Source organism: Pseudomonas sp. R3-56, from assembly GCF_051132075.1.
GTDB lineage: Bacteria > Pseudomonadota > Gammaproteobacteria > Pseudomonadales > Pseudomonadaceae > Aquipseudomonas.
Map to the genome: position 1 here is coordinate 301,055 of NZ_CP071657.1, position 14,221 is coordinate 315,275.

The 14,221-nt window shown below is 61.3% G+C and carries 12 protein-coding genes; 9 read left to right on the top strand and 3 right to left on the bottom strand.

Translation table 11 applies throughout. The annotated features are described in order from the left end of the window. Window positions 1-16: 16 nt before the first annotated feature. From J3P96_RS01435 to J3P96_RS01470, 8 genes are all read left to right on the top strand, one after another. Entirely contained in the window at window positions 17-793 is a 777-nt protein-coding gene (locus J3P96_RS01435) for a gamma-glutamyl-gamma-aminobutyrate hydrolase family protein (RefSeq protein WP_434602180.1), read from the top strand. Between the two features lie 40 nt (window positions 794-833). Next, window positions 834-2,192, top strand: a complete 1,359-nt coding sequence (locus J3P96_RS01440) for a glutamine synthetase family protein (RefSeq protein WP_434602179.1) — start codon at window positions 834-836, stop codon at window positions 2,190-2,192. A 57-nt stretch (window positions 2,193-2,249) separates the two neighbouring features. Further along, complete coding sequence (locus J3P96_RS01445) at window positions 2,250-3,614, top strand: aspartate aminotransferase family protein (protein WP_434627249.1); 1,365 nt, start codon at window positions 2,250-2,252, stop codon at window positions 3,612-3,614. A 198-nt stretch (window positions 3,615-3,812) separates the two neighbouring features. Next, complete coding sequence (locus J3P96_RS01450) at window positions 3,813-4,910, top strand: polyamine ABC transporter substrate-binding protein (RefSeq protein WP_434658057.1); 1,098 nt, start codon at window positions 3,813-3,815, stop codon at window positions 4,908-4,910. A 184-nt stretch (window positions 4,911-5,094) separates the two neighbouring features. Further along, on the top strand, window positions 5,095-6,192 hold the full coding sequence (locus J3P96_RS01455) for a polyamine ABC transporter substrate-binding protein (protein ID WP_434627251.1): 1,098 nt from the start codon (window positions 5,095-5,097) through the stop codon (window positions 6,190-6,192). 71 nt (window positions 6,193-6,263) lie between these two features. After that, the gene (locus J3P96_RS01460; RefSeq protein WP_014340741.1) at window positions 6,264-7,406 is read left to right on the top strand and encodes an ABC transporter ATP-binding protein; all 1,143 of its coding nucleotides are present in this window, start codon (window positions 6,264-6,266) and stop codon (window positions 7,404-7,406) included. Beyond that, window positions 7,403-8,323: an ABC transporter permease subunit gene (locus J3P96_RS01465; protein ID WP_434571068.1), complete on the top strand. Its 921-nt coding sequence runs from the start codon at window positions 7,403-7,405 to the stop codon at window positions 8,321-8,323. Before J3P96_RS01460 ends, J3P96_RS01465 begins: the two co-directional genes overlap by 4 nt. Then, window positions 8,320-9,207, top strand: coding sequence for an ABC transporter permease subunit (locus J3P96_RS01470; protein ID WP_305498066.1), 888 nt, complete (start codon window positions 8,320-8,322; stop codon window positions 9,205-9,207). The genes J3P96_RS01465 and J3P96_RS01470 overlap by 4 nt, the downstream gene beginning before the upstream one ends. A gap of 174 nt (window positions 9,208-9,381) precedes the next feature. Here the strand turns inward: J3P96_RS01470 and J3P96_RS01475 are convergent, their stop codons facing one another. Next, window positions 9,382-10,020: an HD domain-containing protein gene (locus J3P96_RS01475; protein WP_434658059.1), complete on the bottom strand. Its 639-nt coding sequence runs from the start codon at window positions 10,018-10,020 to the stop codon at window positions 9,382-9,384. 185 nt (window positions 10,021-10,205) lie between these two features. Between J3P96_RS01475 and J3P96_RS01480 the strand changes: the two genes are divergently transcribed. Beyond that, window positions 10,206-11,171 (top strand): GlxA family transcriptional regulator, encoded by a 966-nt coding sequence (locus J3P96_RS01480; protein WP_434654850.1) that lies wholly within the window; start codon window positions 10,206-10,208, stop codon window positions 11,169-11,171. A gap of 2 nt (window positions 11,172-11,173) precedes the next feature. Here J3P96_RS01480 and J3P96_RS01485 read toward each other — a convergent pair whose 3' ends face one another. Beyond that, entirely contained in the window at window positions 11,174-11,515 is a 342-nt protein-coding gene (locus tag J3P96_RS01485) for a carboxymuconolactone decarboxylase family protein (protein WP_014340738.1), read from the bottom strand. An 89-nt stretch (window positions 11,516-11,604) separates the two neighbouring features. Next, complete coding sequence (locus J3P96_RS01490; protein WP_434654852.1) at window positions 11,605-14,013, bottom strand: penicillin acylase family protein; 2,409 nt, start codon at window positions 14,011-14,013, stop codon at window positions 11,605-11,607. Between the last annotated feature and the right edge of the window lie 208 nt (window positions 14,014-14,221).

Below are 14,221 nucleotides of genomic sequence, written 5' to 3' on the forward strand. Positions count from 1 at the left end.
AATACCGGGGTGCTTCATGTCTCGCCTGCCGTTAATCGGCATCACCACCTGCTCCAGGCAGATCGGTCTGCATGCGTATCACACCACTGGCGACAAATATGCGCGGGCTGTCGCAACGGCCGCCAAGGGTTTGCCGGTGCTGATCCCGTCCCTGGCGGATCTGTTCTCCCCGTCCGATATTCTGGACGCCCTGGACGGTATTCTTTTTACCGGCTCCCCTTCCAATGTAGAACCTTTTCACTACCAGGGCCCGGCCAGCGCGCCAGGCACCGCTCATGATCCTGCACGGGACGCCATTACCCTGCCGCTGATCCGCGCAGCGGTCGACGCGGGCGTTCCGGTGCTGGGCATCTGTCGCGGTTTCCAGGAAATGAACGTTGCCTTTGGCGGTAGCCTGCATCAGAAAGTTCATGAAGTCGGAACCTTCATCGATCATCGTGAAGACGACACCCAGCCGGTAGAGGTCCAATATGGTCCTGCCCATGCCGTGCATGTCCAGCCTGGCGGTATCCTCGCGTCTTTGGGGCTGCCGCCGCAGGTCGAGGTCAACTCGATCCACAGCCAGGGCATCGAGCGCCTGGCCTCGGGGCTGCGGGCCGAAGCGCTGGCGCCGGATGGCTTGATCGAAGCCGTCTCGGTGGTACAAGGCAAGGCTTTTGCTTTAGGAGTGCAATGGCACCCTGAATGGGCGGTAGGCTCCAACCCGCACTACCTTGCGATTTTCCAGGCATTTGGCGATGCCTGCCGAGCAAGGGCAACACAACGCGACGCCGATGCGTCAAACAACGCCTGACGACTAATAGCAGTCAGGAAACTCACGCCTAGAGGCATTTATGAGTAACAACCTCGACCAGCTCACCGATTGGTTGAAAGACCACAAGATCACAGAAGTCGAATGCATGATTGGCGACCTGACCGGCATTACCCGGGGCAAGATCTCGCCGACCAACAAGTTCATCGCCGAAAAAGGCATGCGCCTGCCCGAGAGCGTTCTGCTCCAGACCGTAACGGGCGACTATGTCGAAGACGACATCTATTACGAACTGCTCGACCCCGCCGACATCGACATGATCTGCCGCCCGGACGAAAACGCAGTCTTCCTGGTGCCCTGGGCCATCGAGCCCACCGCCCAGGTGATCCACGATTCCTACGACAAGCAAGGCAACCCCATCGAGCTGTCACCGCGCAACGTGCTCAAGAAGGTGCTCAAGCTGTACGCCGACAAGGGCTGGCAGCCGATTGTCGCGCCGGAGATGGAGTTCTACCTGACCAAGCGCAGCGACGACCCGGACTTTCCGCTGCAACCGCCTATCGGCCGTTCCGGTCGCCCGGAAACCGGTCGCCAGTCTTTCTCGATCGAAGCGGCGAACGAATTCGACCCGTTGTTCGAGGACGTTTATGACTGGTGCGAATTGCAGGAACTGGACCTCGATACCCTGATTCACGAAGACGGCACCGCGCAGATGGAAATCAACTTCCGTCATGGCGATGCACTGTCGCTGGCCGACCAGATCCTGGTGTTCAAGCGCACCATGCGCGAGGCGGCGCTCAAGCACGATGTGGCCGCCACCTTCATGGCCAAACCGATGACCGGCGAGCCGGGCAGTGCGATGCACTTGCACCAGAGCATCATCGACAAGGAAACCGGCAAGAACGTCTTCTCCAACGAAGACGGGACCATGAGCGAGCTGTTCCTGCACCACATCGGTGGCCTGCAGAGATTCATTCCCGAGCTGCTGCCGCTGTTCGCCCCCAACGTCAATTCGTTCCGCCGCTTCCTGCCCGACACCTCGGCGCCGGTGAACGTCGAATGGGGCGAAGAAAACCGCACCGTGGGCTTGCGGGTTCCGGACGCGGGGCCGCAGAACCGTCGTGTGGAAAATCGCTTGCCGGGCGCCGACGCCAACCCGTACCTGGCGATTGCCGCCAGCCTGTTGTGCGGCTACATCGGCATGGTCGAGGGCATCGATCCGAGCGCGCCAGTGGTCGGCCGTGGTTATGAGCGCCGGAACCTGCGTTTGCCGCTGACCATCGAAGATGCCCTGGAGCGCATGGAAAACAGCTCCACCATCGAGAAGTACCTGGGCAAGAAATTCATCACGGGCTACGTCGCGGTCAAGCGGGCCGAGCATGAAAACTTCAAGCGCGTCATCAGTTCGTGGGAGCGGGAATTCCTGCTCTTTGCCGTCTGATGCGCCGGGCGGGGCCGCCGAAAGCCCCGCCCCCAATGGAATAAAAGGAGAATCCGCATGACCCGCAACAACCCGCAAACCCGTGAATGGCAGGCCCTGAGCAGCGATCATCATCTGGCACCGTTCAGCGACTTCAAACAACTCAAAGAGAAAGGCCCGCGCATCATCACCCACGCCAAGGGCGTGTACCTCTGGGACAGTGAAGGCAACAAGATCCTCGACGGCATGGCCGGCCTCTGGTGCGTGGCGGTCGGCTACGGCCGCGATGAGCTGGCGGACGCCGCCAGCCAACAGATGCGCGAGCTGCCGTACTACAACCTGTTCTTCCAGACCGCCCACCCGCCGGTGCTGGAACTGTCAAAAGCCATCGCCGACATCGCCCCGGAAGGCATGAACCACGTGTTCTTCACCGGCTCCGGTTCCGAAGGCAACGACACCATGCTGCGTATGGTCCGCCACTACTGGGCGATCAAAGGGCAGCCGAACAAGAAAGTCATCATCAGTCGCAAGAACGGTTATCACGGTTCGACCGTGGCCGGCGCGAGCCTGGGTGGCATGACCTATATGCATGAGCAGGGCGACCTGCCGATCCCGGGTATTGTCCACATCGCCCAGCCGTACTGGTTTGGCGAAGGCGGCGACATGAGCCCCGAAGAGTTCGGCATCTGGGCCGCCAATCAGCTGGAAGAAAAGATCCTCGAGATCGGCGTCGACAACGTCGGTGCGTTCATTGCCGAGCCGATCCAGGGCGCCGGCGGCGTAATTGTGCCGCCGGACAGCTACTGGCCGCGCATGAAGGAAATCCTCGCCAAATACGACATCCTGTTCGTGGCCGACGAGGTCATCTGCGGTTTTGGCCGCACGGGTGAGTGGTTCGGTACCGATCATTACGGGTTGAAACCGCACATGATGACTATCGCCAAGGGCCTTACCTCGGGTTACATCCCCATGGGCGGCCTGATCGTGCGCGACGATGTGGTCGCGGTGCTCAACGAAGGCGGTGACTTCAACCACGGCTTCACCTACTCCGGTCACCCGGTGGCCGCTGCGGTGGCCCTGGAAAATATCCGTATCCTGCGCGAAGAAAAGATCATCGAGCGCGTCCACAGCGAAACGGCACCGTATTTGCAGCAGCGCCTGCGGGAACTGAACGACCATCCGCTGGTGGGTGAAGTGCGCGGCGTCGGTTTGCTGGGGGCGATCGAACTGGTCCAGGACAAGGCCACGCGCAAACGCTACGAAGGCAAGGGCGTGGGCATGATCTGCCGGCAGTTCTGCTTCGATAACGGGCTGATCATGCGCGCAGTGGGCGACACCATGATCATTGCGCCGCCGCTGGTGATCAGCAAGGCCGAGATCGACGAATTGGTGGCCAAGGCGCGGCAATGCCTGGACCTGACGCTCGGTGCGCTGCAAGGCTGAATGCTAGGCTCTGTGCGAGGTGCCGACATGGGCCTCGCCCGGTGTGAATAAAGGCTGGGCTTGTGTTGAAAGCCTGCCCTGTAACTTGCCAGACTACCCCTGCTGTTCAAGTTGCCAGAGAGCCGGCTACTGAACCGTGGCCAAGAAGAATAACTGGAGCAATTTTTCATGAAGGCAATAGGCATGAAGACATTAGGTATGAAGATAGCTGGCAAGACCCTCCTCGCCATGTCCCTGGCGGGCGTGATGGCGGGCGCCGCCCAGGCGGACGACAAAGTGCTGCACGTCTACAACTGGTCGGACTACATTGCGCCGGACACGGTCGCCAAGTTCGAGAAGGAGACAGGAATCAAGGTCGTCTACGACGTCTTCGACAGCAACGAGACCCTGGAGGCCAAGCTGCTGGCGGGCAAATCCGGCTATGACATCGTCGTGCCGTCGAACAACTTCCTCGCCAAACAGATCAAGGCCAAGGTCTACCAGGAGCTGGACAAGTCCAAGCTGCCAAACTGGAAAAACCTCGACACCGACCTGCTCAAGGCCGTCGGCGATGCCAGCGACCAGGGCAACAAACACGCCTTCCCGTACATGTGGGGCACCATCGGCATCGGTTACAACCCGGAGAAGGTCAAGGCCGCATTGGGCATCGACAAGATCGATTCCTGGGACACCCTGCTCAAGCCCGAGAACATCGCCAAGCTCAAGAGCTGCGGGGTGAGCTTCCTCGATTCGCCGACCGAAATGATTCCGGTGGCCCTGCATTACCTCGGCTACCCGACCGACAGCCAGGACAAGAAGCAACTGGCCGAGGCCGAAGCGTTGTTCCTCAAGCTGCGTCCATCGATCGGCTACTTCCACTCCTCCAAGTACATCTCGGACCTGGCCAACGGCAACATCTGCGTGGCCGTGGGTTACTCGGGTGATATCGAGCAATCCAAGAGCCGTGCTGCCGAGGCTGGCGGCAAGGTGAAAGTGGCCTACACCATTCCGAAGGAAGGTGCCGGTTCGTTCTACGACATGGTCGCCATTCCCAAGGATGCCAAAAACGTCGAAGGCGCCTACAAGTGGATGAACTTCATCATGCAGCCGGAAATCATGGCGGAGATCACCGACAACGTGCGCTTCCCTAACGGCAACAAGGCCGCCACCCCACTGGTGGACAAGGAAATTTCCGGTGACCCGAGCATTTATCCATCGGACGAAGTTAAGGCCAAGCTCTACGCGATTGCCGACCAGCCGGCCGCGACCCAGCGGATCCTGACCCGCAGCTGGACCAAGATCAAATCCGGTAAATAAGCCGGCTTGAAGCAATCTCCTGTTGTCGGCGTCGTCACGGCGGCGGCAACAGGCGCAATTAAATAACTAAAAGTTTTGCTGGATCGGTTTATCGAGGGTAAGTTGCGCGCCGGTTTTGTTGCAGGGCATTTCGTTGCCCGGTAACGGGGGCAACTTGGGCCCAACTATTTAAGAGGACCTCCACGTGCCTGTCTTTTCTTTGTTACGCAACGCTTTGCTGGTCGGTGCCGGCCTGACGCTCGCCGTCGGTGTCCAGGCCGCCTCCACCGTGCATATTTATAACTGGTCGGACTACATCGGCGAGACCACCCTGGCGGACTTCGAGAAAGCCACCGGGATCAAGCCGGTCTACGACGTGTTCGATTCCAACGAAACCCTGGAAGGCAAGTTGCTGGCCGGTCGTACCGGTTACGACGTGGTTGTGCCGTCCAACCACTTCCTGGGCAAGCAGATCAAGGCTGGTGCGTTCCAGAAACTCGACAAGGCGCAATTGCCCAACTACGCCAACCTCGACCCCGTGCTGCTCAAGCGCCTGGAGAAAAACGACCCGGGCAACCAATATGCCGTGCCTTACCTGTGGGGCACCAACGGCATCGGCTACAACGTCGAGAAGGTCAAGGCGGTATTGGGCGTCGAGAAAATCGACTCGTGGGCCATGCTGTTCGAACCGGAAAATATCAAGAAGCTCTCCAGCTGCGGCGTTTCGTTCCTCGACTCGGGCGACGAAATGATTCCTGCCATGCTCAACTACCTGGGCCTGGACCCCAACAGCCAGAACCCCGAAGACTACAAGAAGGCCGAGGCCCAGCTCCTCAAGATCCGGCCTTACGTCACCTACTTCAATTCCTCCAAGTACATCTCCGATCTGGCCAACGGCGAGATCTGCGTGGCCGCCGGTTTCTCCGGGGACATTTTCCAGGCCCGCGAACGTGCCAGCGAGGCCGGCAAGGGCGTCGATATCGCCTACGTGATTCCCAAGGAAGGCGGCAACCTCTGGTTCGACATGCTGGCGATCCCGCGCGACGCCAGCAACGCCAAGGAGGCCCATGCGTTCATCAACTACCTGCTCAAGCCTGAGGTCATCGCCCAGGTGAGCGACGTCGTCGGTTACGCCAACCCGAACCCGAAGGCTGGCGAACTGATGAGCCAGGACGTACGCACCGACGAAGCGGTCTACCCACCGCAAGCGGTCGTCGACAAGCTCTACGTCAATTCCGAGTTGCCGCCCAAGATCCAACGACTCATGACCCGCAGCTGGACCAAAGTCAAGTCGGGTAAATAGCGTCAAGCGCTCTAACTTTTCCAAGGTTCGCCCACCTGGGGCGAGCTGCAAATTTTGTGGGAGTTTCGTAAATGGCAGTTGCCTCCGGCGCCTATAAGAAAGCCCTCGAGGGCGACCAGACACCCAAGCAGGTGCTGGTCAAGATCGACCGGGTCACGAAGAAGTTCGACGAGACGATTGCCGTGGACGATGTGTCCCTGGAAATCAAGAAAGGCGAGATCTTCGCCTTGCTCGGCGGTTCGGGATCAGGCAAATCCACCTTGCTGCGCATGCTGGCAGGTTTCGAGCGGCCCACGGAGGGGCGGATCTTCCTCGATGGCGTGGACATCACCGACATGCCGCCCTACGAGCGGCCGATCAACATGATGTTCCAGTCCTACGCCTTGTTCCCCCACATGACGGTGGCGCAGAACATCGCCTTCGGCCTGCAACAGGACAAGATCCCGAAAGCCGAGGTCGATGCCCGCGTGGCCGAGATGCTCAAGCTCGTGCAGATGAGCCAGTACGCCAAGCGCAAGCCGCACCAGCTCTCCGGCGGCCAGCGCCAGCGCGTCGCCCTGGCCCGTTCCCTGGCCAAGCGGCCGAAGCTGCTGCTGCTCGACGAGCCGATGGGCGCCCTGGACAAGAAGCTGCGTTCGCAGATGCAGCTTGAGCTGGTGGAGATCATCGAGCGGGTCGGCGTGACCTGTGTAATGGTGACCCACGACCAGGAAGAGGCCATGACCATGGCCGAGCGCATCGCGATCATGCACCTGGGCTGGATTGCCCAGATCGGTAGCCCGATCGACATCTACGAAACCCCGACCAGCCGCCTGGTCTGTGAATTCATCGGCAACGTCAACATCTTCGAGACCGAAGTGGTGGACGACGCCGAGGGCCACGCGGTGCTGACCTGCAAGGACCTTGACCGCAATATCTACGTCGGTCACGGCATCAGCACCTCGGTGCAGGACAAGTCCGTGACCTACGCCATTCGCCCGGAGAAGCTGCTGGTCACCTCCGAGCAGCCAACCTGCGAGCACAACTGGTCCAGCGGTAAGGTCCATGACATTGCCTACCTGGGCGGCCACTCGGTGTTCTACGTCGAATTGCCAAGCGGCAAGCTGGTGCAGTCATTCGTCGCCAACGCCGAGCGCCGCGGCCAGCGCCCGACCTGGGGCGACCAGGTGTTCGTCTGGTGGGAAGACGACAGCGGCGTGGTGCTTCGCTCATGAACATGCGCAAGCTCAAACGCCGACTCGCTCGAATAACGCCCGGTGGCCGTCAGTTGGTCATCGGGGTGCCCTTCATCTGGTTGTTTCTGTTCTTCATGCTGCCGTTCTTCATCGTCCTGAAGATCAGCTTCGCCGAAGCCGACGTGGCCATCCCGCCGTACACCGAGATCTACAGCTACGTTGACCAGAAGCTGCAAGTGCTGCTCAACCTCGCCAACTACGCGATGCTCAGCGAGGACGAACTGTACATCGCCGCCTATCTCGGCTCGCTGAAGATGGCCCTGATCAGCACGGTGCTGTGCCTGCTGATCGGCTACCCGATGGCCTACGGCATCGCCAACGCCCGCAAAGAGATGCAGACGGTGCTGGTGTTGCTGATCATGATGCCGACCTGGACCGCGATCCTGATCCGCGTCTACGCGTGGATGGGCATCCTCAGCAACAACGGCCTGCTCAATGGCTTCCTGATGAGCATGGGCTGGATCAGCGAGCCCTTGCAGATCCTCAACACCAACCTGGCGGTCTATATCGGCGTGGTTTATTCCTACCTGCCGTTCATGATCCTGCCGCTGTACGCCAACCTGGTCAAACACGACCCGAGCCTGTTGGAAGCCGCGTCCGACCTGGGTTCGAGCACGTTCAACAGCTTCTGGAAAATCACCGTGCCGCTGTCCAAGAACGGCATCGTCGCAGGCTGCATGCTGGTGTTCATCCCGGTAGTGGGTGAGTTCGTGATCCCGGAACTGCTGGGCGGTCCGGAAACGCTGATGATCGGCAAGGTGCTGTGGCAGGAATTCTTCAATAACCGTGACTGGCCGGTGGCATCCGCCCTGGCGGTAGTGATGCTGGCGATCCTGATCGTGCCCATCATCCTGTTCAACCGCAGTCAGGCCAAGGAAATGGAGGGCAAGGAATGAAGCGCTTCAGTTTTTCAAGCCTGATGCTGGTGCTGGGTCTGTTGTTCATCTATGCGCCGATGCTGATCCTGGTGATCTTTTCGTTCAACGCCTCGAAACTGGTGACGGTGTGGGGCGGTTGGTCGGTCAAGTGGTACGTCGGCCTGCTGGACAACTCGCAACTGATGGGCTCGGTGGTGCGTTCGCTGGAGATCGCCTGCTACACCGCGATCGCCGCGGTGGCGCTGGGTACGCTGGCGGCCTTCGTGCTGACCCGTATCACCCACTTCAAGGGCCGCACGTTGTTCGGCGGCCTGGTCACCGCGCCGTTGGTGATGCCGGAAGTGATCACCGGCCTGTCGCTGTTGCTGCTGTTCGTGGCGATGGCACAGATGATCGGCTGGCCACAGGAGCGTGGCATCGTCACGATCTGGATCGCCCATACGACGTTCTGCGCGGCCTATGTGGCGGTGGTGGTCTCGGCGCGCTTGCGTGAGCTGGACCTGTCCATCGAAGAGGCAGCCATGGACCTCGGTGCGCGGCCGTGGAAGGTATTCTTTTTGATCACCATCCCGATGATCGCGCCATCGCTGGCGGCGGGCGCGATGATGTCGTTCGCGTTGTCCCTCGACGACCTGGTGCTGGCAAGTTTCGTCTCCGGTCCTGGCTCGACGACGTTGCCGATGGAAGTCTTCTCGGCGGTACGCCTGGGGGTCAAGCCGGAAATCAACGCGGTGGCGAGCCTGATCCTGCTGGCGGTGTCGCTGGTGACCTTCCTGGTCTGGTACTTCAGCCGCCGCGCCGAAGAAAACCGCAAGCGAGCGATCCAGCAAGCCATCGAGGAAAGCGCCGCCGATTCCTGGAAACAACCGCAGGTGCGCCGGCCCGAGACCACTTCGGCCTGATGCAGGAGCGGGCTTGCTCGCGAAAGCGCTTTGACAGTCGATTTAAGGGTGACTGTCAGGCCGCGTTCGCGAGCAGGCTCGCTCCCACAGGGGATCCGAGCCGCGTCGCGAATTGATAGCACCACAAAAACCTGTGGGAGCGAGCCTGCTCGCGAAGGCGGTAGCACCTGCCGGCTACGAAACCCAGGGCGACGAGCGAATCACCTCGACGAAATTCATCGGCTTGAACCCCGGTTCCTGATCCACCAGCACATCGGTCTTCACGTTGCCAAAAGTGGTCTGCGGACGATGCCGCAAGCCGTCGGCGAAGGCGCAGATGATGCACTCCTTGAAACCTTCTCCACGCGGGTGCGCATGCACCACGGCGTCGCGCTGTGCGGCGGGGAACGCGGCGTAGTCCATGCCGAGCACGTCCATTTCCACCCCCGCGGTCACCAGGGCGACGGTCGGGCGCAGGTGTTTCGGCACGCCTGGCGTGGTGTGCAGGGCAATCGACAGCCACACCTGTTCGATGTCGTCATCACTCAGCCCGTAGGGTTTGAGAAATGCTGCGGCAGCGTTTGCCCCGTCCACCTCGAAACGCTCGTCATCACTGCGATAGCCTTCCACCAGGCCGAGGTCGTGGAACATCGCGCCGACGTACAGCAGCTGCGGATCGTAGGCCAATTGGCGGCGCTCGCCACTCAAGGCGCCGAACAGGAACACCCGGCGGGAATGGTGATAAAGCAAGTCTGATTCGATGTCGCGGATATATTCGGTGGTGGCCCGGGCAAGGGCGCTGTCGGGAATCCGGATGCCGGCGATGCTGTTCATGCTGCTTTCCTCCTGGCGGTACGCCGTAACGGCGCTGAGGGTTTCAGTCTGTTCGCCGGGGTACGGCGCAGCAATCGCGCCATGGCTGCGATTACGGCCAATGAACTCCGGTTTCATGCCATCTGGCTTCTGCACGCCGGATTGGCTAGGGTTCGCTGGACAACCCGGACAGGTAAGCGCAGACCATGGAAAAAACCGTCGCCATCGTGGTATTCACAGGCGCCCAGTCTCTGGACATCAGCGGCCCCATGGATGTGTTCTGCGAAGCCAATCGCTTTCTCGCCCCGCATGATCACTATCGCTTGGAAGTGATCGGTATCGAGCCCGGTGCAATGTCCTGTTCCAACGGCATGTCCCTCAACCCGCACCGACATTTCAGCGAGGCGTCAGGTGCGTATGACCTGTTGCTGGTCGCGGGCGGCCCGCAGTTGCCATTCATGGAATTTGGCCCGGCGTTCAATGCCTGGTTGCGCGACGCCTGCGCCCGTGCGCGACGCTTCGGTTCGATTTGCAGCGGCGCGTTCATGCTGGCTCGGGCCGGCTTGCTCGAAGGGCGGACTGTCACGACCCATTGGGGCGATGCATCGGCATTGACGCGGATGTGCCCCTCGACCCGGGTCGAAGCCGATCGGCTGTACGTGCAGGACGGCGCGCTCTACACCTCGGCGGGTGTCACGGCGGGGATTGATCTGTCGCTGTTCCTGCTGGCGCAGGACCATGGGCCGGACGTGGCGCTGAATGTCGCCAAGCGGCTGGTAGTGTTCACCCAGCGTTCGGGCGGGCAGTCGCAGTTCAGTCCGTTCCTCGTACCGCACGCCGAGCCTGCCTCCGCGGTGGCTCAGGTTCAGTCATACGTGATGGCCAACCTCAACGGTGACCTGGGCATCGCCGACCTCGCCAATGCCGCGAACATGAGCCAACGCAACTTCTCCAGGGTGTTCACCCGGGAAGCGAAGGTCACGCCGGCGGAGTTCGTCGAGCAGGCCCGGGTGGACGCGGCGCGGGTAATGCTGGAAAGCACCCGGGCACCGCTCAAGACCGTGGCGTATCAATGCGGCTTTCGCGATGCCCAGCACATGCGCAGCGTATTCAATCGCAGGCTGGGCGTGACGCCGCAGCAGTTCAGGCTGAATTTTGCCGCGCTGGTTTGAGTTCACTTCTTCAGCGCGTCATGGGCCTCCAGCGCCCGCAACGAGTAAATGTAAGCCGCGCCGGCGTTCAGCGAGACCGCCGTCGCCAGGGTCGCGGCGATTTCCTCGCGAGTGGCGCCGGCCTTGATGGCGGCATCGGTGTGCACGCCGATGCAACCATCACAGCGAGTGGTGATCGCCACGGCGATGGAAATCAGTTCGCGGGTCTTGGCATCGAGCACGTTGTTCTCGGCCGCCGCTTCATCCAGGGCCATGTAGGCCTTGACCATTTTCGGATTGCTTTTTCCCAGGGCGCCAAAGGCGCTCTTGATGGTGGGCAGCAGCTCGGACCAGTTATTGAACATTGCATGACTCCATTGAGGTAAACGGGGTTTGGGCCCCTGTAGTCTTGACCATCAATGGCGATCGAGCCTGCCGACGGTCAGGAAAAGATTCAGGGCTGCGCCCTGGCGGGCAACAGTTTCAAGGTGCCGCGGGTGTTGGCCGTGACTTCCTCCTCCGCCAGGTGCGCCTGGTGATACAGCCCTTCGATGTAGGCTTCGGCCTGGTCTTCATAGTGCTTGTCGAACGGCACGCCGCTTTGGCCGACCGGATTGATGGTGACGCTGTGGGTCGGGTCGGCAAAGTCGATGATGCGCCGGGTGGAGGGGCCGTAGGTCACCGGCCAGGGCGCCGGGCCGATCCTGGCCGAGAGGTTGTTGGGCACTTCATGGGTACCGGGGGCGGCGAACGGGCCGACATTGAAGACCCGGTCCAGCGGTTTCTGCTGGCCCAAGGGATGTCCGTGGGTCAGGGTGTGGGCCTTGCCCCATTGCCATTGGCTGGCGTCCTCGCCCAAGGTGGCTTTCAGGTGCACCAGGCTTTTGTTCCAGGCCTTGATCACCGTATCGGTGCGGGTTTCAGTGCCCAGCGTCGAGCGGTCGTCCCACCAAGGCGAGTCTTTTGCGGCGGCCAGGCGTGGCAGCGCGGCATCGATCACCCGGGTCGACAATGCCGTTTCGAAAAAGCCGTCGCCCAGTTCATCGCCCAGGGCGGCGTCGGCCAGCTCGAACAGGAACTGGTTGAACAGCGTGGCGTTGACGGAATCCAGCGGGTAGTCGCCCTTCCATCCAGCCAGTTGTTCAAGCCACTTGCGCTCCTGCGGGTCGCTGACCGCTTCGCGCAGTATCGGCAACAGCGGCGCAAGCAGGCGCGGGCCATAGGCAGTGGTAGTGCCCAGTTGCAGCTTCTGGGTGGTCTGGATATCCCATTTGGCCTGTTTTTCGCTCAACTGCCGATCCAGCTCCTGGCCTCGGTCGGCAAGGTTGTAGTAGCCGGGAATCTCGATCCCGCTGGCCGGCACTGGCTGGAAATTTGCCGAGAGAACGTAGCCCCTGGCCGGGTTCTCTTCCTGAGGATTGTTGCTGAAAGGCTGGAAGCCCGGTTTTTCCGCTTCAGCGCTACCGCCATCGAGAATGAAACCGGGCTTCACACCCTCCGCGCGCTTGGGCAGTTGCGCCGCGGCCCACCAGCCGATATCACCCTTGGCGTTGGCCCAGACCACATTCAGGCCCGGCGCGTGAATCCTGGCCGACGCGCTGCGAGCCTTGGCGAGGGTGTCGGCGCGGTTGAGCTGGTAGAAGGCTTCGAGGATCGGGTTGCGGGTTTCCAGGAACCCCCACCACATGGCGATCGGCGTCTTGCCGGCATTGGCGCCGAGGGCATCGTTGACGATCGGGCCATGGGGCGACTGGCGCAGCACCAGGGGCACGGGTGCCTGGCCTTTGACGGCGATCTGCTGTTCGCTGCGGGTCATGTCCACCCATTGGTCGCGGTACCAGACCTGTTCGGGGTTGTCCGGGTTGGTCTTCTCGGCGATCAGGTCCAGGTCGTCGTTCTGGAACATGGTAATGCTCCAGCCGAAATCCTTGTTCATGCCCAGCGTCGCAAAGGGCACCAGCGCCTGGTATTGGCCGTAGAGCTCGAAACCCGGCGCCGACAAATGCGCCTCGTACCACACCGACGGCGCGGAAAAACGGATGTGCGGGTCACCCGCCAGCAAGGGCTTGCCGCTGTGCGTGCGGCTGCCGGAAACCGCCCAGGCGTTGCTGCCTTCGAACTGCGGCAGGCCATTTTCGGCCAGGGCCTGTTCGCTCAGGCGCGCCAGGGCGTTGAGGTCTTTCCAGTCATTGTTGGTCAGGGACGGACCGCTTGCGGGATCTTTTTGAAGGACGCCCTGAGGCTGCCAATCGAGGTCGAAGATATTCAGGTACTCGGCACCGAGTTTGTCACGCACGTAAGTCAACAGCGGTTCGGTGCGAAAGGCGGCGGCGAAGCTGTACGCCATGTAGCCGATGATGCTGGCGGTGTCTTCCGCGGTGAAGGGCCGCTTGGGAATGCCCAGCACATCGAACTCCAGCGGCCGCGTATGGGTTTGCTGGTAGGTATTGATACCGTCCAGGTAAGCCTGCGTCGCGATCCACGCCGGCGACTGGCGATCCTGCTCGGCGACATGGCTGGCAGCGCGTTCGCGGATGCGCAGGCTGCGCATCAGCTTGTCGGTGTCGAGCAGCTTCGGCCCGAGGATCTCGGCCAGCTCGCCACGGGCGAGGCGGCGCATCAGTTCCATCTGGAACAGTCGATCCTGGGCGTGGACATAACCCAGGGCGCGGTACAGGTCGGTTTCGTTCTCGGCGCGGATATGCGGCACGCCACGTTCGTCGTAGCGCACCGTCACCGAGCCTTGCAGCCCCTGCAGCTGCACGGTGCCCTGGCGGGTGGGCTGCTTGCTGTAGAGGTAGCCGCCCGCGACGATGATGGCGGTGACAACCAGTGACAGGAAAGCGACGAGCAGGCGTTTCATGGTCATTCCTTATGCGAGTGGCAGCGGTCCCGTTGGTCCCCTGTTTAACACGCGAGCGCTTCCCGACGCATCGCTCCTCGGAAGGATTTTTCCCAACCCGAGCGAATCCCCGTGGCGAGGGAGCTTGCTCCCGCTGGGCTGCGCAGCAGCAACTGACGCCAGGCACCATGGTAATTCAGTCATATCGCATTGGCCGGTTTACGACTGC

Bases quoted from the DNA above. Each gene is read 5' to 3' on its own strand.
- J3P96_RS01470 (WP_305498066.1), top strand. From the start codon at position 8,320: ATGAAGCGCTTCAGTTTTTCAAGCCTGATGCTGGTGCTGGGTCTGTTG.
- J3P96_RS01460 (WP_014340741.1), top strand. From the start codon at position 6,264: ATGGCAGTTGCCTCCGGCGCCTATAAGAAAGCCCTCGAGGGCGACCAG.
- J3P96_RS01440 (WP_434602179.1), top strand. From the start codon at position 834: ATGAGTAACAACCTCGACCAGCTCACCGATTGGTTGAAAGACCACAAG.
- J3P96_RS01480 (WP_434654850.1), top strand. From the start codon at position 10,206: ATGGAAAAAACCGTCGCCATCGTGGTATTCACAGGCGCCCAGTCTCTG.
- J3P96_RS01435 (WP_434602180.1), top strand. From the start codon at position 17: ATGTCTCGCCTGCCGTTAATCGGCATCACCACCTGCTCCAGGCAGATC.
- J3P96_RS01450 (WP_434658057.1), top strand. From the start codon at position 3,813: ATGAAGATAGCTGGCAAGACCCTCCTCGCCATGTCCCTGGCGGGCGTG.
- J3P96_RS01465 (WP_434571068.1), top strand. From the start codon at position 7,403: ATGAACATGCGCAAGCTCAAACGCCGACTCGCTCGAATAACGCCCGGT.
- J3P96_RS01485 (WP_014340738.1), bottom strand. From the start codon at position 11,515: ATGTTCAATAACTGGTCCGAGCTGCTGCCCACCATCAAGAGCGCCTTT.
- J3P96_RS01475 (WP_434658059.1), bottom strand. From the start codon at position 10,020: ATGAACAGCATCGCCGGCATCCGGATTCCCGACAGCGCCCTTGCCCGG.
- J3P96_RS01490 (WP_434654852.1), bottom strand. From the start codon at position 14,013: ATGAAACGCCTGCTCGTCGCTTTCCTGTCACTGGTTGTCACCGCCATC.
- J3P96_RS01445 (WP_434627249.1), top strand. From the start codon at position 2,250: ATGACCCGCAACAACCCGCAAACCCGTGAATGGCAGGCCCTGAGCAGC.